This window comes from Thalassospira sp. HJ, assembly GCF_000948415.1.
Classification (GTDB): Bacteria; Pseudomonadota; Alphaproteobacteria; order Rhodospirillales; family Thalassospiraceae; genus Thalassospira.
The window spans coordinates 364,557-385,880 of record NZ_JYII01000020.1 but is presented as its reverse complement, the minus strand read 5'-3'; the positions used below and the strand labels follow the sequence as shown (position 1 = coordinate 385,880).

Here is a 21,324-nt window from a genome sequence, read left to right as displayed (position 1 = left end):
AATTTCTGCGAAATATATAAAGATACAGAGCAACAACCAAACGCCGGTTTCGGCGACAGAATAACAGTGAGCAAGGAGCGTACAAAATGGCAGAAGAACAAACCATCCCGCAGGCCCCGGAACTGGTCGGACTGTTTGATACCAAGGACGGTTTCGATGCGGCCCTGCGTGCGCTTCGCGATGCCGGGTTTGAACGCACCGATCTGTCGGTCCTTAGCTCCCATGAATCCATCGATGTGGCTGGCAAGGATGGCCGGTCCTGGTCGGATGTGCTGACCGCGCTGGTCGGTGAAACCAAATATGAAGTGCCGCTGGTGGCATCCGGTGCGATTGCCCTGTTTGGTGGTGCTGCAACTGCGGCTGCTGCGATTGCGGTCGGTGCCGGTGTGGGTGCGGTGGCCCTGCGTGAGTTCATCGATGAAGTGACCTCCACCCCGCATACCGATGATTTCGCCCGCGCGGTGGACGCCGGCTCGGTCATCCTTTGGGTGCGGATTGATCCAGACCATGACGGTGCCGAAGGCAAGGCACGCGCCATCCTTGAAAAGCATGGTGCGACCAACATCCACATGCATATGCCGAAATAAGCAGCGGCCACCGTTGCAGCAGACTCTGCATAGCGCGACAGCGCAACGCTGGCACGGCAACAGGATCACGGGGGCATCATCCCCCGTTTTTCGTATCATGGAAAGTTCATGCTCGGGGCTCAAGCCCGGCCTTGATTGCGCGGCGCAATAGAAACGTCGATTAACCGGGCCATTTGCGCGCGTGCGATTATATCCCTGAAAAATCACGGCTTCTTGCCGGGCCGGACGACATGCCCGCTCGCACCGGGATGCCCAAGGTTGAATTTTGGCCCGTGAGACAGGCCGGATCTGATGGGCATGTTGCGACGCAACATACGGAAAACGCTACGTAATTTTGCGGTTGCCGTTAACGTCGCCTTTGACCCGGGGCAAGAAGCCTGATTTATTGGGCGGTCCGACATGACGGTCCCACACCGGAAATTTGTCGATCAGGATAAACTACACTCAAGAAGAACACAGACCGAACAGGTTGCTTTCCATCTCACCACGCAAGCGTCAGTGAAAAACACAATGTCAGATAAAGAAATCAAGGTTCGTGACCGTGAAGCGCTGCTGTTTCATTCCAGCGGCCGCCCCGGCAAAATCGAAATCACCGCATCCAAACCGCTGACCACTCAGCGCGACCTTTCGCTGGCGTATTCGCCGGGTGTTGCGGTGCCTTGTCTTGAAATCGCCAAGAACCCGGCGACCGCCTATGACTATACCTCCAAGGGCAACATCGTTGCGGTCATTTCCAACGGTACTGCCGTTCTGGGCCTTGGCAATCTTGGTGCGCTGGCCTCCAAGCCGGTGATGGAAGGCAAGGCTGTTCTGTTTAAACGCTTTGCCGATGTTGATGGTCTTGATCTTGAAGTTTCGACCGAAGACGTTGACGAGTTCGTCAATTGCGTGCGCTTCCTGGGTGCATCTTTTGGCGGGATCAACCTTGAAGACATCAAGGCGCCGGAATGCTTCATCATCGAGCAGCGCCTGCGTGAAGTCATGGACATTCCGGTGTTCCATGATGACCAGCATGGCACGGCGATCATTGCGGCTTCTGGCCTGATCAATGCGTGCGACCTGACGGGTCGTAAACTTGAAGACATCAAGCTTGTCATCAATGGGGCCGGTGCGGCCGCGATTGCATGTTGCGAGCTGGTCAAAAGCATGGGTGTCGCCCATGACAACGTGATCATGTGTGACTCGCGCGGTGTGATCTACAAGGGCCGTGAAGATGGCATGAACCAGTGGAAATCGGCCCATGCGGCGGATACCGATGCGCGTTCGCTTGAAGATGCGATGAGTGGTGCGGATGCGTTCTTTGGCCTGTCGGTCAAGGGTGCAGTGACGACCAAGATGGTCAAAAGCATGGCCAAACAGCCGATCATCTTTGCCATGGCCAACCCGGATCCGGAGATTTCCCCGGAAGAGGTTGCATCGATCCGTGATGACGCGATTTGCGCGACCGGGCGCTCGGACTATCCGAACCAGATCAACAACGTGCTTGGCTTCCCTTATATCTTCCGCGGTGCGCTTGATGTTCAGGCATCAACGATCAACGAGGAAATGAAGATTGCCGCAGCCCACGCGGTGGCATCGCTTGCACGTGAAGACGTGCCCGATGAAGTGGCAGCCGCCTATTCCGGGCGTCGTTTGCAATATGGCCCGGAATATATCATCCCGGCCCCGTTTGACCCGCGTCTGATCATGGCAGTGCCGAAGGCGGTTGCACAGGCCGCGATGGATAGCGGTGTCGCACGTCGTCCGATCATTGACATGGAAGAATACGAAAACCAGCTGCGTGGTCGCCTTGATCCGACCGCGGCACATCTGCAGCTGATTTCCGATTATGTCCGTGCACATCCGAAACGCATCGCCTTTGCCGAGGGCGAGGAAGAAACCGTCATCCGTGCGGCGGTGGCGTATCGCAACTCGGGCTATGGCACGCCGATCCTGATCGGGCGTGAAGACCGCATTGCCGAAAGTGCCAAAAAGCTTGGCATCGACAGCCTGGATGGTGTCGAGATCAACAATGCAGCGCTTTCCAAGCACAATAGCGAATATGCCGAGTTCATGTATGAACGCCTGCAGCGCAAAGGCTATTTGTGGCGCGATTGCCAGCGCATGGTGAACCAGAAACGTAACGTTTTTGCATCCGTTATGGTTGCCAAGGGTCATGCTGATGGCCTGATCACGGGGCTTACCCGGAACTTCAATCGCAGCTTTGCCGATATCGCCAGCGTGATTGACGCCAAAGAGGGCGAGATTCCGATGGGCCTTTCGATTGCGATCGCCAAGGGCCGGACAGTGTTTATCGCCGATACCCGCGTTCACAATGTGCCGAATGCCGAAGAACTGGCCGAGATCGCCATTCAGGCGGCCGAGAAAGCCCGCCAGATGGGTCATGAGCCGCGTGTGGCGATGGTTTCTCACTCTACCTTCGGCAACCCGTACAGCGAGGATACCGACCGTATCCGCGAAGCGGTGGGTATTCTGGAAAAGAGCAATGTCGATTTCGAGTTCGATGGCGATATGGCCGTTGATGTCGCACTCGATACCGAGCTTCTGAAGCTTTACCCGTTCTGCCGCCTGTCGGGTCCGGCCAACGTTCTGGTCATGCCGGCACTTCATGCGGCAACCACGGCATCGAAGCTGCTTGATAAGCTTGGCGGTGGCACGGTGGTTGGTCCGGTGATGATCGGCATGGAAAAACCGGCTCAGATCGCCCAGATGGGGGCGACCGTGAACGATCTGGTCAACCTGGCAGCGCTTGCTGCCCATGAGGCAGAGCACGGCTAATCTGGCCAGAAACAGACATCAAAAAAGGCGGAGCTGATCAGTCAGTCTCCGCCTTTTTTCTGTTCGGGTTTTATCGGGCCCGGGCCTGCGCGTTATTCGACCGCCTGACCAAAGATGGCAATTGCCGCGCCAAGGGTGGCGAGCAGGGCAAAGAAACCAACCCGATACCAGCCTTCGCCGCGCCGTCTGGCAATGATGGCGGCAAGGACGGCCTGTAGGCCGTAATAGATGGCAAAGCAACGCGACGCGTAATTCACAATCGCGAAAATGTCGGCCGCCCATGTCAGGGCAATGCCGATAATGCCCAGTGCAAGATAGGCCTGATGTTCGGAAATGCGATTGCGCGAGAGTTCGGTAAACAGCCCGCCTGATCCGCTGGTATCGGCGATTGCTGCACTGAATTGGGATGCCATGGCGGCCGCCACCAGCATGAAGGGCAGGATCGGGGCGACGATTTCCATCATGTCGATGATGCCGGTTTCCGATGACGACATCTGATCGGGTGCGAAGACATAGGAAATCAGAAGGATGTAAACCAGATAGATCAGGGTCGACAGCCACTGGGCCAAGCGCATGGATCGGATGCGCGTTTGGGCATCATAGCTTGATCCCAGATAGCGCGATGTCTCAAACCCCTGCACGGTGATCAGAAGACCAAAGGCCATGGTGATTGCCGACCAGCCGGTGATGTTCTGGGCATTGAAGATCAGCTGATCCTTGGCGGCCTGTTCGCCGAAATGGGCAATCAGCCCGACGAGAAGACCGGCAATGATGGCCAGTTTCAAGCCGACCGAAACATATTCAAGCCGCTCAAGGCTTCGGAAACCGCGTGACCAGCCGACAAAGACGATGATGATGAAGACCGCCGAGGTCATCAGTTTGGCATCAAGGGCGGAATTAAACGGGGTCAGGCTGAGCGAAAAGGCACCCAGCAGATTGAGGTAATAGGTGACGGAGACAATATAGGCAAAGGCCAGCGCCCAGGATGACAGGGTTTCGACATTTCGCGCCAGTTTGCCATGGGTGCCGTTGATGATGGCATCTTCGCCCGCCGCGATATTGGCGCGGATCACAGCCCCATACATATAGGCCACCAGACATAGGGCCAGCATGACCAGTGGTGCATAGCCGCCATAGCCAAGGTTCAGCAACGGACCCAGAAGCAAAAAGCCGCTGCCGATGATCGAGGCCAGCGGGGTGACGACGGCACGCCAGGTGGTGGAGCGCGAAACGCGGCGCATGGAGAGCACAAACGCAACGCCGATGGTTGCGATGGCAATGATCAGATCGAATAACACGTGTCTTGCTCGGACTTTCGGAACGCAGCACCCTGATTTTCAAGGACTGAAAACAGGTTTGCTGTCCATACCATATCGGGTCGTTTGTGTATCAGGTCCATGGCGGGATGCCGCAAATAAATTCAGCCTGCCGTTTTGTCGGCGATGAATGGTAATCTGGATGGCAGAGATGCCCCCTTACCGACGTTGTTGTCGGCAGGATGTGACATCTGACCTGATTTTCGCCACATCACAGCGGCAAAAGTCAGGCAGAACAGACAAAACGTTTAGAAAACAGGAATCGCTCATGGGCCAGTTGACCCGGTTTTTCGCCGTTATCATGTTTTTCCCGCTGCTTGCCGCCTGTGAAGATGAACAGGCCAGTGGGCCGACGGCCGATGAAATCACCACCGCCGTGATCGAACGGTTCCGCGATGATCCCTATGCCAAGGTCGGCCATGTCGAAAACGTCACCAAGACCAACAGCATTGCCGAAGAAGACAACGAAGTGACCGTCATGGTGCGCTATGAGCTTGTCTTTGATCGCACGGTCGAAGATTTCGCCGATGACGTGACCGAAAAGGGCAAGGCGGCCGGATCGATGGATGATGTGGGCAGCACGGTGCGCGATGCGCTGGACCTTGTGAAAACCAAGATGCTCACACTCAAGGAAGGTGCTTACAAGGTGGGTGATCGCCGGGTGATCGAAGATGAAATTCGCCTGCTCAAATCCGAGAATGGCTGGATTTATCGCGGGCGTTCGTAACGCGTAACATGGCCTGATGGTGGCAAAGCAAAAGGGACCCGGTTGGGTCCCCTTTTTTTCATGATTTCGATCCTGATGTGCCGCTTGAGGATTATTCCTCAAGGGCGGCGAGCACTTTTGGCGGTGGGGGTACCTCTCCAACCGCAAAGGTCAAGCCATCAAGTTCATTAAGGCCATTCACGCTCATGATCGCGTGCAGGCTGCCGACATATTCTGCACCGCGTTCGGAATATTTGGTCAGGGTTTCGGCCAGTTCCCAGCCGCTGATTAGCTGTCCTTCGGCACGCAAGGACGCACGGCGTTCACGCAGTTCCTGATAGGCCGGGTGCGAGTTGATGTTACGCGCATAGGCCCGAACACTGTCCATTAGGCTGCCAAATGCCTTGATGACGTGGTTTTTGCCGTCTTCGCGATCCTTGGGCACGATGCCCTCGTCATCACCCCAGGCCCACTGACCAAACAGGGCGTTGCCCTTGCGCACAAAGCGCGACGTGCCCCAACCGCTTTCCTCGGCCGACTGGGCCAGGATGAGCGAGGTCGGGATAACGTCGATACGCTCAAGCAGGGCATTGATGCCGCCATCGGTCACGCGATAGCGCTTCATCAGCTGGTTGACCCACTGCTGGTCAGACTGGCTGACCGGGGTGCCTGAAATGCCTTTGGCCTGAATGGCCATCAGACGTTCACGGCGTGCCGAGATTTCCTCGTTCACTCGCATCGCCAGCGGCAGCATGATTTTCAGGAAAAGCTGTTTGCGTTCATCGACCGATGCCAGATCACCAAGACCATCGGGCACGCGCTTGATATAGACGCGCGGGACTTCGCCAACCTCGTTGAGGTGATAGCCGATGCTTTTGAAATACTGGCTGAGTGCGATGACTTCCGGGCCGCGGCGATAGACCGGTTTCTTCTTCTTGACGACAGCCGCGTCCGGGGAGACTTCGGCGGTTTCCGTCTGTAGACCTTCCGGAGTTGGAGAAAGATCAATTCCGGCGAAAAGACCAATATACAGGAAAAAAACAGCCCCGATAATCGAGGCAAGCGCGGTATTCCGGTAATTGTTTGATTTTACGCTAGCCATTGTTGAATCTCCAGGATCAGTCGAACTGTCCATCCCAAGTGGAGGTTATCTATGCCTGCCGCAGGCCATAACCGCAACGGGCAATATCTCCGAGAGTTGAAAACGCCAAGAAAACCTTTTCGTTCGGCGCCAATTTTTAACGCCCGGCGCGGGCAAAAGTTCGCGCCGGGCGTCTTTATTTGTTAACGACTCGTAAAAAGGCGTGCGGTCAGTTCACCGGATGGTCTGGTGCCATTTCCCGGTGCGGATCAGATGACCTGATCGGACCTAGTCGGCCATGACCGGTTCGACGGCCTGAACTTCGGGCACGTAATAACGCAGCATGTTTTCGATGCCCATTTTCAGTGTCGCGGTGCTGCTTGGGCAACCGGCACAGGCACCGTGCATTTCAAGGAAAACCACGCCGTCTTCGAAACGGTGGAAGACGATATCACCGCCATCCTGCGCAACGGCCGGACGGACACGGGTATCAAGCAGTTCCTTGATCTGGCTGACCAGCTCGTCATCGCCTTCGGCAGCGGTGCTGGCACCGGTGGCGGCATCGGAGTTCTGATCAAGAACCGGCTGGCCCGAGGTGTAATGTTCCATGATCCCGCCAAGAATCTGCGGTTTCAGGGTTTGCCAATCCTTGGAGTCATCCTTGGTAATGGTGATGAAATCACCGCCCAGGAACACACCGGCAATGCCATCAACTTCAAACAGCTTGCGTGCAAGCGGCGATTTGATGGCTTCGTCACCCTTGACGAAGTTTGCAGTGCCAAGGCGGCCCATGACTTCCTCACCCGGAAGGAATTTGAGTGTCGCCGGATTTGGGGTCGGTTCGGTCTGAATGAACATAGTCGGCTTGTCCTCTCACTCTGACTGTCGGGGCTTATGCTGCCCGCTCAACAGTCGGCATTTCATTTTGTTAGGCCCTAAATGGGGCAAAAAACACAAAAGATCAAGTCGCAGCGCGCAACTCAGGTATTCCATCGGCCGCAAACTGTGATCACATTGACGTCAGCTGCGGCGTTAGCGTTGCAGGATGCTGCTGATTTCGCGCATCTGGGTGCGGGCACGCAGCAGATAGAAGCCAAGCCCTGCCAGATGGTTGGGGAAAACGATGCCATCAGCCGATCCGTTGACGACCACCATCGGGTCAAGGGCGGCGGCGGCTTGTAGGGATCCGATCATTTCAGCCCAAGCCGGTGCGATCTGGCGTTCATTGATGATCTGTTCGAAATCGGTGCCAAGGTCGCGCAGGATCAGGCTATAGGCATAAAGCCGGCCCTTGGTGGCATAGAAAACATCATCGGCCGTGCGATCAAAGATCGACGGGTTTTCGACCTTGTCATCAATCAGGGCGGATGCCGAACCAAGATCATTGGCAAAGCGGTTCAGCGTTTCCTGCAGGTTGTCAGCACGGCGTTCAAACACGGCCTCGCCATTCAGCAGACGCGCGTTATAGCTTTCAAGTGACCGAATAGCCTGACGATATTGCTGCTCGGATGTGACACCGGGCAGAAGCGAGACACTGGGATCAAACACCCATTTGTCACCACGGAATTTCAAAAGGCCGGCGGCATCATCAAGATCCGGGTCGACCTGGCTTGAGCCACGGGTACGGCCGATCTGATCGGACAGCTCGATGGCAAAGCGCGACAGGGCATAGACGATGCCGGTCTGGAAGTTCGGCATGTTATCAAGTGCGCTGCTTGGCAGGAAGAACGGGTCATTGGCCGTCCAGCGGTTCTGATTGACTTCGCGATCAATCAGGCCGGCGGCCGTATTGACCGCGTGGCTGCCGCCCTTGTAATTGCCGACAAAGTCGGGATTGTCATCGATGCGATGCACAAGCGCCATGCCTGCCGGATAATAGATCACGGCAATCAGAACGATTACAGCAAGACTGCGTGTCCAGAATTTACCCGATCCGAAAATGGCTTTCAGTCGGGACCCAAATCCTGCAACGCCGCCTTTTTTGTAAAGATAATCGTCTTCAATCATGGCCTGTCCTGTGAATTGATCGGGCACGTGCAATCAGCATTAGAACCTAGGCTGTTGCCATTCAAACGGCAAGTCCATGATTTTACGCATTGATGGTGATGAATGTCTCATAGCCCGCCAGCCCAAGGAGCGTTTCCAGATCCTTTTCGGCCAGGGCAACGCAACCTTCGGTGCCGCTATAGTCGGGTTTGGCGATATGCATGAAGATCGCTGATCCCTTGCCGGGCACAGGCGGGTCATCATTATGGCCGAGCACAACGATGATGTTATAGACGTCATCCTCGCGATACAGCTTTTCATGGCTGGCATCAAAGGGCAGGCGGACCGGGCAGTTGTAATAGGGGTGTTTGGGATCATCGCACCAGCCATCGGAAAACGAGATGGTGGTGACCGGAAGCTTGGTCCGCGGGCAGGGCCTGCGATCGGCTCGATACATCACATAGCGCAACTGCCAGCGACCGGCAGGTGACTTGCCGTCGCCTTCGGTCTTGGTTTCTGCATCGGTGATGCCGTTCTTTCCGAGTGCGCAGCGAAATTCGTGATCACCCACGCGCAAGATCCCGTCGGCCGAGGCAGACAGTTCAACAGTTTGGGACGGAGGGGCTGCAACAGCGTCGCTTTGCATTCTATTCTGGGACCTTATCGGTTTTGATCATATTGGTGGCAGGCGGATTCAATGTGGCTACATGCTGAAGCTGAAAAACAACAAAGGTAAATTTGTGGCATTTCGGGCAATTCGCCAGTCAGTTCACGTATGGTTGATACGGCAATTTGGGCAGCCTGGTCTTCCGGATAGCCAAATATGCCCGTGGATATGGCAGGAAACGCCACGGATGCCAGTTTGTTCTTGGCGGCCAGCAAGATCGATTGGCGATAACAGCTTGCCAAGAGATCTGCTTCACCCTGCGTGCCGCCATGCCAGACCGGGCCGACCGTGTGAATGACGTATTTTGCCTTTAGCCCGAAACCCGGGGTGATGCGGGCTTCTCCCGTCGGGCAGGGGGCAAGCGGACGACAGGCGGCTTCGAGTTCCGGCCCCGCCGCACGATGAATGGCTCCGCACACACCGCCACCGGGCAGAAGGGCCTCATTCGCGGCATTGACGATGGCGTCGACCTCAAGCTTCGTGATGTCATCAAGAATGATGTTGATGGTGTGGGTTTTCTCAGGCGCGGTTTTGTGGGTCACGAACGGTATCCTGTAACGTGAATTTTTCCCTCAATACCACCCTGTAAGGGTGGCGCCCCTGCACCAAAGTATTGTTACGCGACCAATAAGTCAAAAAAACAACGCTCCGCCAATGTGACGGAGCGTTGCGTTTGATATCGATGCCCGTCCGAAGACGGCGGTGTAGTTGGCTTATTTGCCGAGGCGGGTCACACCTTCTTCGATCAGTTTGGCGGCCTTTTCAGCGCCTTCCCAACCGGTGACCTTAACCCATTTGCCTTTTTCGAGGTCTTTATAACGCTCGAAGAAGTGCTGGATCTGGTCACGCAGGATCTGCGGCAGATCTTCGTGGGATTTGATGTCGGTGTAGTACGGGTCGATCTTGTCATGCGGAACGCAGATCAGTTTTTCGTCCTGACCGGCTTCGTCTTCCATGATCAGAACACCGATCGGACGTGCGCGGATGACAGAACCGGCAACGACCGGCTCACGGAACATGACCATAGCATCAACCGGGTCGCCATCTTCGCCCAGCGTGTTCGGGATGAAGCCATAATTGACCGGGTAATACATCGAGGTGTGCAGGAAACGGTCAACAAAGACAGCACCGGAGTCTTTATCGACTTCGTACTTGACCGGTCCGCCCTGCGGAATTTCGATGACGACGTTTACGTCCCACGGAACATCCTTGCCAACGGCAATCTTGCTGAGATCCATCTGGGAAAATCCCTTTCGCTTTTTGAACGCATGCCCCGATCACCAGGGCGGCTGATATGAGCTTCGAAGATGCTGTAGATGCACCCGAAGGAGAATGACGCCGACCTTTTATCGCGAAACGCCCTCGCTTCCAAGGGGGTCGGCATGCATCCTTGGTCGAAAATTGCGTGATTGCCTATTCGCCGGCTTCCAGGACCTTTTCCGGCTTATGTGCCGGGTCTTTGGTTGCCGTCAGGGGCAGAAAACGCTCGGTGTCAGCCAGCAGCATTTCGTTGAAGAGCTTGCCGTTATTGTTCGCACCTTCGTGGCGCTGGGCGATCTTTCGGTCATGGAAAAGATGCAGGACCGGCGAACAATACTCGACATTCTTGCGCTTCAGGCCGGATCGCAGCAGACGGAGGACAAAATCTGAATCCTCCAAGCCGTGACCTTCATAGCTTTCATCAAAGCCCTTCACCCGATCGATGTCGGATTTAAAGACGGCAAGATTGCAGGTTTGCGCCTTTTGCCAGCATTTTTCATGTTCCCAAAGCTAGGGGCCATGATGCGGCAGGCGAATGAATTGAAACGGTCGGTTGGCGAAACCAAACAGGGCGGTCAGGAACAGTAGCGGGCGCGGCCATTTGTGAAAGGCCCATTTGCGCGCCAGAAGGGTATTGGTCAGACGTTCTTTGAGGAAGACCCGCTTGCCTGATACCAGACAGCCCTCGGTTGCTGCCTTGCGATGGCGGGTGATGAAATCGGGCATCACACAGCAGTCACCGTCAATAAAGACCACCAAGTCGCCTTCACACAATCCAATCGCGCCATTGCGCGCCTTGGCAACGCGGAAGCCGTTATCTTCGTGCCAGTAATGTTTGACGGGGATCGGGCTTGTTGCGACAAAGTCCTTGATGACCTGCACGGTTTCATCACCGGAGCCATCATCAGCGATGATGATCTCGAAATTGCGATCTTTTTGATCGGCAAGCGATTTGAGCACCAAGGAAAGCGCTTCCGGCCAGTTATAAGTCGTGACCACGACTGACACCAAGGATGTCATCTTCCCCACATAACCCCGTTCATTGGCTTAAGGCTGATTTTTATGGCCAAATCCTAACCTTTCGAGCGGCCAAGAACAACGACAATGGCGTTACATCATCTTTTTACGCGCAAGGGATGCGGTTTTCGGGTTGATCAGTTCGCGGATCCAGTTGGCGGCTTCGATGACGATCGGGTCTTTTTCGCGTGCTGGGCGGATCAGCAGGCGGTACCACCAGTGCGAGATGAATTCCGGGAAGTTAAGTGCCACCAGCTCGCCGCGTTCAACATAGTTGCGTGCAACCACATCCGTGCTGGCGACAATCCCCTGACCGGCGCGGGCCGCTTCAAGTGCCCAGATATGATGGCTGAAGGTCCAGCAATCAGCGAGTGAGAAACTGGCATCGCTAAACCATTGCTCGATCTGGGAAAACTGTTCGCTGTCGCTGTCGATCAGCAGGATATCGCGCGGGCCAAGGTTGCCGACGTCAACATTGCTGGCATCATAGCCACGCTTGGCGAGCCATTCCGGGGCGGCGAACGCGGTATAGACTTCTGGCGTCAGAAGCTCGGTAATCCAGTCTTCGGGGCCGGGCAGATCCTTTGGCGCGATCTGAAGGGCGAGATCGATCTCGAGCGGATCAAGCCCGTCATCAAATTCGATCTTGCGAAACTGAACGGGGATATCAGCCGGCAAACGGTCACGCAGGTTATCAAGCTCATAGAGCAATACCGTCAGTGCCGGGGTGGCCAAGGCGCCAATGCGGATCGCCTTGCCCTTGTCCGGGCCGACTTCACCGGTGATATCGGCAATACCATCAAGCGCCTCTGTCAGACGGGGCAACAAAAGCTCGGCCGATTTGGTCAGCGTCAATCCCCGGCCCTTGCGGGTAAACAGCACCACGCCAAGGTTTTCCTCAAGCTGGCGGAGCTGGTGGCTGATCGCGCTTTGCGTGACATGCAATTCTTCGGCGGCACCCTTCACGCTTTGATGGCGTGCGGTGGCTTCAAAAGCGACGAGGGCGCGCAACGGGGGGAGCTTTCTGCGCATCGGGGTTTCCATCCGGACGGTATTTTACTGTTTTATATTCTCTATCAGGCCTTACCCGAAATTGGGCCAAAAAAATCTCAACAATGGCTGAAAAAGCTTCATTCGTATTTTTCCAAACAAGCAGGCAATATCATCGCCATACAGGGTTTCCGGCCATGTTTCTTTGATGTCCCCTTGCGCCACCTCGTAAGCCCGTCACTCCCTGACGGCCGGAAACCCCTGCACCCCTTAAGAATCAGGAATGACCATGACCGCAACGCGACTGAGCGGAAATTTCCGCGGCGTCCTGTGGATGACGGCCGCCATGGCTTCGGGCGTTTTTGTTGATGTCTGTGCCAAGCTTGTTTCCCACGATGTTCCGACATCGCAGATTTTAGCGATGCGCGCGCTGACCACGGTTGCGGTGTTCCTGATCATCGTCATGTTTATCGGCACGCGCCAGATCCGCACGCGCCGGCCCATGGCCCATATTGCGCGCGGCGTATTGTGGTACGGGTCGCTGTTCTTTGTGTTCTTTGCCCTGCGCCAGATGAGCATCGCCGAGGTCAATGCCTATCTGTTTGTCGAAGCCTTGCTGACCGTGATGTTGGCGGTGGTGATTCTGGGCGAGAAACTGACCCCGCGCAAAATCATCGCAACCCTTTTGGGCCTTGTCGGTGTTTGGGTGATGTGTTTCCCGCGTATGGATGGCTTTGGTGTGCCGCTTGGCGTGGCCGCCGCCCTGATCGGGGCGTTTTGCTTTTCTGCCCAGACCCTGTTTGCCAAGGTGCTGACCCGCACTGAGACCAATTTTTCCATGCTGTTCTGGCCGCAGATCATCGCGATTGTGATCTGGGTGCCTATTGCGATGATCACCTGGCATCCGGCGTCACTGGCCGATTGGCTTTATTCATCCGGGGCCGGTTTCTTTGCCATGCTGACCAATTACATGGTGCTGCGCGCGGTTCGGGTGGCGGATGCCAGCGTGGTATCGCCCGCGGCCTATACGGCACTTCCGTTCTCGGTGGCGATGGATCTGATCTTCTTTGACATGCTGCCCGTGCCGGTCATCTTTATCGGGGCTGGCATCGTGGTGCTTGCCGTGATGCTGCTTGATTACAAGGGCGGCGCCAAAGCGGTCGAGGATGCTGTGGAAGAAGAGTTCGCCGAATTCGCCGAGAGTAGTGAAATCGGGGATGAAGAAGCATCCCCGAAACGGGCAAAGGCCTGAACCCCGGTAATCACTGTTACCGATCAGTGATCATGTTGGACCCGCGAATCACCCGGGGCCTGATCGCGGTCATTCAGGCCGTAATCGCGGATCACACCGGCCACTCGCAAACGGTAATCTTCAAAGATCTTGTGGCGACCCTTGGTCTGGGCAGCGCGGTGCTCCCCAAGATTGCGCCAAGCGGCAATGGCGTCTTCATCGCGCCAGAAAGACAGCGATAAAACCTTGCCCGGATGGGTCAGGCTTTGAAACCGTTCGATGGAAATAAAGCCATCCATGGTTTCCAGCACGGGTTTGAGATCACCGGCAATTGCCAGGTAATCGTCATAACGCCCTTCGCGTGGTGTGACCTCGAAAATGACGGCAATCATGGTTTGATAAGCTCCGAATGCGGTGCGGATGCGAGTTTCAGAAACTGGCGTTCTTCGCGCAGGATAAACTTCTCGCGCTGGGAAAACTCATAGTTTTCCCGTCCCAGTGGATCATCCTTCAGCCGTGCGCGATAGGCTTCATATGATGCCAGATCGGGCAAATGATAGATGCCATAGGCGGTCGAAACGGATCCCTCATGCGGGGCGAAATAGCCGACAAGGTCGGCACCACAGCGTGGAATGGCCTGCCCCCAGTTGCGGGCATATTCAATAAAGGCGTCTTTTTTGTAGGGGTCGATCTCATAGCGGATGAAGCAGGTGATCATGACAGCGTCCTTTCAGGAGAGGGGGCTTGTTGGGTGACAGCTGCATTATCCCGATTGCTGCGCATCAATGCTTCGATTAGCATCGAACTATGAAAGAAGGACCCGATATTGCCCGCGTGGCCGCATTGCTTGGTGATCCGGCGCGCGCAAATATGCTGACTGCGCTGATGAGTGGTCGGGCGCTTACCGCGACTGAACTCGCACAGGAAGCCGGTGTGACGCCGCAAACTGCAAGCTCGCACCTGGCGAAGCTTGAAGCCGGTCAGATCGTCAAACCGCGCAAAGAGGGGCGGCATCGCTATTTCACGTTAAGCGGACCTGATATTGTTGAAGCCCTGGAAGTCCTGATGGGGATTGCCAACCGCGTCGGGCATAACCGGGTGCGCACCGGCCCCAAGGATCCGGAATTGCGCAAGGCAAGGGTGTGTTATGATCATCTGGCCGGTGACATGGGGGTGGCACTGTTTGATGGTCTTGCCAAACGCAAGCTCATTGAAAGCGACGTGAATGGCGTTGCCCTGACCCCGGCCGGGATCGATTTTGCCAACGGGTTTGGCATTGATCTGGACGGCTTGCGGGCCAAGCGCCGACCGCTTTGTCGCGAATGTTTGGATTGGAGTGCCCGGCAATCGCACCTGGCGGGCTCCTTCGGGGCCGCCTTGCTGGACCGGTTTTATGATCTTGGCTGGGCGCGGCGGGTGCCGGAGTCGCGGATCGTGCGTTTTAGCGATGCGGGCGAGCAATCATTTCGTGATCTGATCAATCCGTAAGTCTTTTATCAATCGCCAAGCAATGCGCTGACAAAGGCTGGCACCAGTTCGGTGGCGGGGCCATAGCGGCTGTGATCAAACTGGGTGGCACCGGAACTGGGTTCGAGATTGAGCTCGACCGTCTCTGCCCCTGCTTCTTCATGGGCGATCTGCACAAACCCGGCGGCCGGATAGACATTGCCCGATGTCCCGATGGAGATAAAAAGCCCGCACTCGCCAAGGGCTGCATAGATGCGTTCCATCTCAAGGGGCATTTCGCCAAACCACACTACATGTGGGCGCAGGCCGCCAGCCTTGCCGCAACTGGGGCACGGGGTTTCCTTGGCAAGGTCACCCGGCCATTCGGTCAGCAGGTCACAGTGATTGCAGCGGATTTTCAAAAGTTCGCCATGCATGTGGATCAGGTTTTTTGATCCCGCCCGACCATGCAGATCATCGATGTTCTGGGTGACCAGAAGCACGTCACCCGGCCATTCGGCCTCAAGCCGTGCTAGCGCCAGATGGGCGGCATTGGGCTGCACATCCGGGTCATGCAGGCTCGCCCGGCGGTCATTGTAGAAATGATGCACCAGATCGGGATTGGCAATGAAGGCCTCGGGTGTTGCGACCTCGGAGATATCGTATTTTGCCCAGATGCCGTCCGGATCGCGGAAAGTATGCAGCCCGCTTTCCTTGGAAATGCCCGCACCCGTCAGGATGACAATCGGGGATTTTTCATCGCGCAGTATGTCGATCAGATTGGGGCTAAGCGGCATGGGGAAGGCAGTCCTGTGCTTGTGGTCTGTGTCACTAGGTCCTGACCCTAGCCTAATGCAAATAAAACAGCCTCGCCAAGTGTGTCTGGCGAGGCTGTTTTTAGGGTCAGGACCCATTAATTTGGTTTAAATGGTTTACCAGATTTGTGCAGATACGCGGAGCAAAACTGCAGGAAGATATACATCTTTCAAAGTTTTACGACAAAGTAGCCCGCGCAAATCCGGTAAATCCGAAGGACAGACGTTATATTCGCAAACTCCTTCGTCAAACCCCTTGGCCGGGATGCAAGCCCGCCCCGCGAGCTTTTCCTTGGATTTCACAAATATAACGTCTGCCATTCAAATCAAATTAATGGGTCCTGACCCTAAACCCGATCCGCTAAAACCGGTTTATCTTCTCGGATGGCCTCAGGCAGAGGTATCAACATTGCCGCCCGGGGTGTCATCCTGGCTTGGTTTTTCACCGGCCGGGTTTTTGGTGACACCGACCATGGCCGGGCGCAGCAGGCGGCCCTTAAGCACGTAACCGGCCTGCATGACCTGTGCGACGTGACCATCCGGATATTCCGGATGCGGCAGTTCAAACACGGCCTGATGTTTGTTCGGGTCAAGCTTTTCGCCAAGCGGCTCAAGCTTTTCGATGCCGTTCTTTTCAAGCGCCTTCTGAAGGGCCTGTTCGGTCATCTCGACGCCGTCAAACAGGGTTTTCATCGCCGGATCGGCACCGGACGTGTCACCGGCGGCATCAAGGGCGCGACGCAGGTTGTCGCTGACATCGAGAAGGTCGCGGGCAAATTTGGTAATGGCATAGTTGCCGGCATCCTCGACGTCTTTCTTGGCGCGGCGGCGGGTGTTTTCCACCTCGGCGGCCTGACGCAGCAGACGGTCTTTCAGTTCCGCGACTTCGGCTTGAAGGGCCTCGACCGGGTCCTGGGGTGCGGCATCTTCAACGGCTTCTTCAGTCGCCTCTGCTGCGACCTCTTCCGATGCGGTGTCCTCTGCATTGACGTCCTGCAGATCTTCCGGAGTGTTCTTTGCGGTTTCCGACATGGCTAACCTTGCTACTTTCACGTTATGCGGCCTGACACGCAGCGCCGCGATTTATCCAATCAGTCGACCGACCAGCTTGGCGGTGTAATCGACCAGCGGAATGATCCGGGCATAATTGATCCGGGTCGGTCCGACAACCCCGATTGCACCCACGATGCTGCCTTCAGCATTCTGATAGGGCGAAATCACCATCGAAAGACCCGATCCGCCGAACAGTTTATTCTCCGACCCGATGAAAATCTGAACACCTTGGGCATCCGTCGTCACATCGAGCAATTCAATCATCTGATCGCGGGCTTCAAGCACGTTAAACAGGCGGCGCACGGTCTCAAGCTGTTCAATCGTATCGATATTTTCGAGCAGCTGGGATTGCCCCTTTACAATCAGGGACGATCCCTTGACCCCGCCGGCCCATGTTGCCAGGCCCGCATCAATCAGATTGGCGGAAAGCTCATCAAGCTCCTGCTTGAGGCGATCACGCTCCTGGGTCATCAGAAGGCGCGCATCATCAAGCGTCTTTCCAGCCAACCGGGTATTTAGATAATTTGCCGCTTCTGTCAATGCCGAGGCGGGCAAATCCGCCGGAACATCAAGGATTCGGTTTTCAACATTGCCGTTTTGGGAAACCAGCACCGCCAGAACCTTGCCCGGCGACAGGGCGACGAATTCGATCTGTTTGAGGCGAATGCCATCGGTCTTAGGCGCCACCACAAGCCCCGCACAACGCGACAGGCCCGATAGCATCATGGTTGCTTCGCCCAGCATCTGATCAAGCGAATATCCCGCCTGTTCACAGTTCTTGGTCAGCTGGTCACGTTCGGCATTGGGAAGGTCGCCGACTTCCATCAGGGCATTCACAAAAAGCCGCAGGCCCTTTTCACTGGGCAGGCGCCCGGCCGAAATGTGCGGCGCGACCAGAAGACCCATTTCTTCGAGATCGGACATCACATTGCGGATGGTCGCAGCCGAAAGGTTTTCCGACATGCGCCGCGCGATTGAGCGCGAGCCGATCGGCTCCCCGGTTTCGACATAGGCATCGACAATCTGGCGGAACACTTCACGTGACCGCGCATTCATGTCGCCCAGTAATGTATCGTCAAAATGCGCCATCGGGTATCGGGTCTGGCCCTGTTGTCGTGAAACTGATGAGAATTTAGTCAGGCAAACGCATTGCGTCAATTGCAGGGCCGATTGCAACGCGGCGCTTGTGAAATTGCTTCAAGTTGTTGGTTTGACTGCATTGCATCCCGATTGCGCGAAACCCGATGAAAACATGCGGGGAAACTGCTGGACGTTTGGTGGGTCACATCTTACTTTGGGCCAAATTTTACCGGACAATATTACGCTGTTCCGATCTGTGAACACGCCAAGACAACCAAGAGGTTCCTTCTCATGCGCCCTTCCGGCCGTACCCCCGATCAGCTTCGTGATGTGACGATTGAAACCGGCATTTCCAAATATGCCGAAGGCTCCTGCCTGATCAAATTCGGCGACACGCACGTGATCTGTACCGCGACGGTCGAAGACAAGGTGCCGGGCTGGATGCGCAATTCCGGCAAGGGCTGGATCACGGCAGAATATGGCATGCTGCCGCGCGCAACGGATAGCCGCATGAACCGTGAAGCCGCCCGCGGTGGTCAGTCGGGCCGCACCCAGGAAATTCAGCGCCTGATCGGCCGTTCGATCCGTGCGGTTGCCGACATGAAGGCGATGGGCGAAATGCAGATGCGCCTTGATTGCGATGTCATTCAGGCCGATGGCGGCACGCGTACCGCATCGATCACGGGCGCGTATGTTGCCGCCCATCTGGCGTTTCAGGGTGTGCGTCGCCTTGGCCTGATCAAGGAAATCCCGCTGACCCAGCCGGTCGCGGCCATTTCCTGCGGGATCTATAACGGCGAAGCGGTGCTTGATCTTGATTACGCCGAAGACAGCAATGCCGGGGCCGATGCCAACTTCGTACTGGCGGGCAATGGCGGCATTGTTGAAGTCCAGGCGACGGCTGAAGACGTGCCGTTTGATCGCGCGTCTTATGATCAGATGTTCGCGCTGGCCGAAAAAGGCTGCAAAGAGCTGTTTGAAAAACAAAAGCAGGCTTTGGGTCTTTAAGACCCGGTCTTTGGCGGCAGGCATCCCAGCTGCCGCTTTTCGCATCTGTTGGACATCGCATTTCAGGCAAGACCATGGCCCGTCGTTTTACGGAAAAAAAACTCGTCATCGCCAGCCATAACAAAGGCAAGATCAAGGAAATCGCCGAACTGCTCGCCCCGTTCGGGATCGAGGTGTTCTCGGCCGGTGAACTTGATCTGCCCGAACCCGAAGAAACCGAAAAGACCTTCATCGGCAATGCGCAGCTGAAATCAACGGCAGCCGCCAATGGCGCCAATTTGCCGGCCCTTGCAGATGACAGTGGCCTTGCGGTTTCTGCCCTTGATGGCGCACCGGGGATTTATTCCGCGCGCTGGGCCGGGCCGGACAAGGATTTCGACATGGCGATGGAAAAGGTCCAGAACGGCATTGGCAGCCACCCGGACCGCCGTGCGTCGTTTATCTGTGCCCTGTCGCTGGCTTGGCCGGACGGGCATGTCGAGAATTTCGAAGGCAAGGTCGATGGCGAGATCGTCTGGCCCAAGCGCGGCCCGCATGGCTTTGGCTATGACCCGATTTTCCAGCCCAAGGGTTATGATGAAACCTTTGGCGAAATGGATCCGGCGAAAAAGCATGAAATGAGTCACCGGGCCGATGCCTTTGCCCAGTTGGTCAAGGCTTGCTTCGAAGACTGATTTGGGGCAACACGCCCGCATCTATCCCATGCACGCATCGCTGATGTCATGATCGGCGGTGCGTGTTAATTTATTGGCCAACATTCCCGCGTTTGAAAAGAGTCCCGCGTGTCCGCAGCCTCAAGTGAAACCGTGCCGTTTGGCATCTATATCCACTGGCCGTTCTGTCTGTCGAAATGCCCCTATTGCGATTTCAACAGCCATGTGGCGAACAGTGTCGATCATGTGCGCTGGCGCAAGGCACTCCGGGCCGAGCTTGTCCATGGGGCGGCCCGCCATCCGGGGCGGACGGTGGGATCGGTGTTCTTTGGTGGGGGTACACCATCACTGATGGATCCGGAAACGGCGGGTGCGTTGATTGAAGACATCAAATCCTTCTGGCCGGTGACGGATGATCTTGAAATCACGCTGGAGGCCAATCCGGGCACGGTCGAGATTGACCGGTTTTCGGCCTTTGCGGCGAATGGCATCAACCGGGTGTCGATCGGCATTCAGGCGCTCAATGACCGCGACCTGAAGTTTTTGGGGCGTGTGCATAGCGCGTCGGAAGCCATGCGGGCTTTGGATGTTGCGACCTCGGTGTTTGATCGCTTTTCCTTTGATCTGATTTACGCTCGGCCAGATCACGATCCCAAGGCCTGGCGGGCGGAACTGCGCGAAGGGCTTGGCATCGCCAATGGCCATATCTCGCTCTATCAGCTGACCATCGAGCCGGGCACACAGTTCTATACCCTGCATCAGCGCGGTGATCTTGTGGTGCCCGATGAAGACCTCGCGACCGAGCTTTACGAAATCACCCAGGAAGAAACCGAGCGCGCCGGCTATCGCTGCTATGAGGTGTCCAACCACGCAAAGCCCGGGCAGGAAAGCCGTCATAACCTGGTTTACTGGCGCTATGGCGATTATCTTGGCATCGGGCCGGGCGCGCATGGCCGCGAAGCGGTGGTGGGCGAGGATGGCAATACGACCCCGATGGCAGTCCGCCGTCACCGTGCGCCTGATATCTGGCTGGACCGCGTTGAAAAGCACGGCCATGGCACGCAGGAAGAAACAGCCCTTGAGGCGGATGAACGCCTGCTTGAAATGGTGATGATGGGGCTCAGGCTTAATGAAACCATCCCGACGGCACGGTTTAACCGCATCATTGGCATGGGGCCGCGCGATGTTCTCGAGCAGGATCGGCTGGAAACCCTGATCGAGTCTGGTGATCTGATCTGTGATTCGGTGGGGCTTCGCGCCACCGATCAGGGCAGGAACCGTTTGAACGGTGTTCTGGCCTATTTGTTCGACCACGTGGTGTAAGCCCGAAACCCGCAAAATGCCAAGAAAAACCGCGCGATTGGCGGGGACCTGCAATCGGGCGCAGGAAGTTTCACCAAACCATCAAAAAGTTGGTTGACACTTAAGCCTGACCGCGTATATTCCGCCCCGTTCCGGCGGGAAACCCCGGACAATACCTAAGCCCCTATGCCCAGGTGGCGGAATTGGTAGACGCGCTGGCTTCAGGTGCCAGTGGCCTTAAGGTCGTGGAAGTTCGAGTCTTCTCCTGGGCACCATACCCCAGCACATTTCTGATGTGCTGGGGTATTGTCGTTTTGGGCAGAATTTTGGTTTTCATCTTTTCGAGAC

At 56.2% G+C, this 21,324-nt stretch carries 22 protein-coding genes, 1 tRNA gene and 1 pseudogene; 9 read left to right on the top strand and 15 right to left on the bottom strand.

Features of this window, described 5'->3' with window-relative positions:
* Positions 1-86: 86 nt before the first annotated feature.
* Positions 87-587 (top strand): hypothetical protein, encoded by a 501-nt coding sequence (locus UF64_RS17500; protein WP_044829870.1) that lies wholly within the window; start codon positions 87-89, stop codon positions 585-587.
* Positions 588-1,097: 510 nt separating this feature from the next.
* A complete protein-coding gene (locus tag UF64_RS17495) occupies positions 1,098-3,365 on the top strand; it encodes an NADP-dependent malic enzyme (protein ID WP_044829869.1) in 2,268 nt (755 codons plus the stop codon).
* Positions 3,366-3,457: 92 nt separating this feature from the next.
* Here UF64_RS17495 and UF64_RS17490 read toward each other — a convergent pair whose 3' ends face one another.
* Positions 3,458-4,663 (bottom strand): hypothetical protein, encoded by a 1,206-nt coding sequence (locus tag UF64_RS17490; protein ID WP_200892693.1) that lies wholly within the window; start codon positions 4,661-4,663, stop codon positions 3,458-3,460.
* A 286-nt stretch (positions 4,664-4,949) separates the two neighbouring features.
* Between UF64_RS17490 and UF64_RS17485 the strand changes: the two genes are divergently transcribed.
* Positions 4,950-5,408 (top strand): hypothetical protein, encoded by a 459-nt coding sequence (locus UF64_RS17485; RefSeq protein WP_044829868.1) that lies wholly within the window; start codon positions 4,950-4,952, stop codon positions 5,406-5,408.
* Between the two features lie 91 nt (positions 5,409-5,499).
* On the opposite strand, the gene UF64_RS17480 is transcribed toward UF64_RS17485, so the two are convergent.
* The 9 genes and pseudogenes from UF64_RS17480 to UF64_RS17445 all read right to left on the bottom strand — a co-directional run bounded on the left by UF64_RS17480 (position 5,500) and on the right by UF64_RS17445 (position 12,430).
* Entirely contained in the window at positions 5,500-6,489 is a 990-nt protein-coding gene (locus UF64_RS17480; protein WP_044829867.1) for a glucosaminidase domain-containing protein, read from the bottom strand.
* A gap of 267 nt (positions 6,490-6,756) precedes the next feature.
* The gene (locus UF64_RS17475) at positions 6,757-7,326 is read right to left on the bottom strand and encodes a NifU family protein (protein ID WP_044829866.1); all 570 of its coding nucleotides are present in this window, start codon (positions 7,324-7,326) and stop codon (positions 6,757-6,759) included.
* Positions 7,327-7,500: 174 nt separating this feature from the next.
* Positions 7,501-8,475 (bottom strand): DUF2333 family protein, encoded by a 975-nt coding sequence (locus tag UF64_RS17470; protein ID WP_044829865.1) that lies wholly within the window; start codon positions 8,473-8,475, stop codon positions 7,501-7,503.
* Between the two features lie 82 nt (positions 8,476-8,557).
* Entirely contained in the window at positions 8,558-9,100 is a 543-nt protein-coding gene (locus UF64_RS17465; protein WP_044829864.1) for a L,D-transpeptidase, read from the bottom strand.
* 14 nt (positions 9,101-9,114) lie between these two features.
* Positions 9,115-9,663, bottom strand: coding sequence for an O-acetyl-ADP-ribose deacetylase (locus tag UF64_RS17460; RefSeq protein ID WP_082049855.1), 549 nt, complete (start codon positions 9,661-9,663; stop codon positions 9,115-9,117).
* A gap of 171 nt (positions 9,664-9,834) precedes the next feature.
* On the bottom strand, positions 9,835-10,359 hold the full coding sequence (ppa, locus tag UF64_RS17455) for an inorganic diphosphatase (protein ID WP_008888719.1): 525 nt from the start codon (positions 10,357-10,359) through the stop codon (positions 9,835-9,837).
* A 175-nt stretch (positions 10,360-10,534) separates the two neighbouring features.
* Positions 10,535-10,858, bottom strand: a pseudogene (locus tag UF64_RS21030) (galactosyltransferase-related protein); the annotation flags it as partial.
* Between the two features lie 33 nt (positions 10,859-10,891).
* Positions 10,892-11,401, bottom strand: a complete 510-nt coding sequence (locus tag UF64_RS21025) for a glycosyltransferase (protein WP_235285134.1) — start codon at positions 11,399-11,401, stop codon at positions 10,892-10,894.
* A gap of 90 nt (positions 11,402-11,491) precedes the next feature.
* On the bottom strand, positions 11,492-12,430 hold the full coding sequence (locus UF64_RS17445; RefSeq protein ID WP_044829959.1) for a LysR family transcriptional regulator: 939 nt from the start codon (positions 12,428-12,430) through the stop codon (positions 11,492-11,494).
* A 247-nt stretch (positions 12,431-12,677) separates the two neighbouring features.
* Between UF64_RS17445 and UF64_RS17440 the strand changes: the two genes are divergently transcribed.
* Positions 12,678-13,640, top strand: coding sequence for a DMT family transporter (locus UF64_RS17440; protein WP_044829958.1), 963 nt, complete (start codon positions 12,678-12,680; stop codon positions 13,638-13,640).
* A gap of 23 nt (positions 13,641-13,663) precedes the next feature.
* On the opposite strand, the gene UF64_RS17435 is transcribed toward UF64_RS17440, so the two are convergent.
* Positions 13,664-14,011: an antibiotic biosynthesis monooxygenase gene (locus tag UF64_RS17435; protein ID WP_044829863.1), complete on the bottom strand. Its 348-nt coding sequence runs from the start codon at positions 14,009-14,011 to the stop codon at positions 13,664-13,666.
* The gene (locus UF64_RS17430) at positions 14,008-14,337 is read right to left on the bottom strand and encodes an NIPSNAP family protein (RefSeq protein WP_044829862.1); all 330 of its coding nucleotides are present in this window, start codon (positions 14,335-14,337) and stop codon (positions 14,008-14,010) included. The genes UF64_RS17435 and UF64_RS17430 overlap by 4 nt, the downstream gene beginning before the upstream one ends.
* Before the next feature lie 89 nt (positions 14,338-14,426).
* Between UF64_RS17430 and UF64_RS17425 the strand changes: the two genes are divergently transcribed.
* Complete coding sequence (locus UF64_RS17425; protein ID WP_044829861.1) at positions 14,427-15,107, top strand: helix-turn-helix transcriptional regulator; 681 nt, start codon at positions 14,427-14,429, stop codon at positions 15,105-15,107.
* An 8-nt stretch (positions 15,108-15,115) separates the two neighbouring features.
* Here the strand turns inward: UF64_RS17425 and cobB are convergent, their stop codons facing one another.
* From cobB to hrcA, 3 genes are all read right to left on the bottom strand, one after another.
* On the bottom strand, positions 15,116-15,862 hold the full coding sequence (cobB, locus tag UF64_RS17420; RefSeq protein ID WP_044829860.1) for a Sir2 family NAD+-dependent deacetylase: 747 nt from the start codon (positions 15,860-15,862) through the stop codon (positions 15,116-15,118).
* Between the two features lie 408 nt (positions 15,863-16,270).
* A complete protein-coding gene (grpE, locus tag UF64_RS17415) occupies positions 16,271-16,912 on the bottom strand; it encodes a nucleotide exchange factor GrpE (RefSeq protein WP_044829859.1) in 642 nt (213 codons plus the stop codon).
* A 51-nt stretch (positions 16,913-16,963) separates the two neighbouring features.
* On the bottom strand, positions 16,964-18,022 hold the full coding sequence (gene hrcA / locus UF64_RS17410; protein WP_044829858.1) for a heat-inducible transcriptional repressor HrcA: 1,059 nt from the start codon (positions 18,020-18,022) through the stop codon (positions 16,964-16,966).
* Between the two features lie 282 nt (positions 18,023-18,304).
* On the opposite strand from hrcA, the gene rph reads away from it, so the two are divergent.
* From rph to UF64_RS17390, 4 genes are all read left to right on the top strand, one after another.
* Positions 18,305-19,021 carry a ribonuclease PH gene (rph, locus tag UF64_RS17405; protein ID WP_044829857.1) on the top strand — a complete coding sequence of 239 codons (717 nt, stop codon included), beginning with the start codon at positions 18,305-18,307 and terminating at the stop codon, positions 19,019-19,021.
* A 74-nt stretch (positions 19,022-19,095) separates the two neighbouring features.
* Complete coding sequence (gene rdgB, locus UF64_RS17400) at positions 19,096-19,695, top strand: RdgB/HAM1 family non-canonical purine NTP pyrophosphatase (protein WP_044829856.1); 600 nt, start codon at positions 19,096-19,098, stop codon at positions 19,693-19,695.
* A 108-nt stretch (positions 19,696-19,803) separates the two neighbouring features.
* The gene (gene hemW / locus UF64_RS17395) at positions 19,804-20,997 is read left to right on the top strand and encodes a radical SAM family heme chaperone HemW (protein WP_044829855.1); all 1,194 of its coding nucleotides are present in this window, start codon (positions 19,804-19,806) and stop codon (positions 20,995-20,997) included.
* A gap of 167 nt (positions 20,998-21,164) precedes the next feature.
* Positions 21,165-21,251: transfer RNA gene (locus UF64_RS17390), tRNA-Leu, on the top strand.
* The last annotated feature ends 73 nt before the right edge of the window (positions 21,252-21,324 follow it).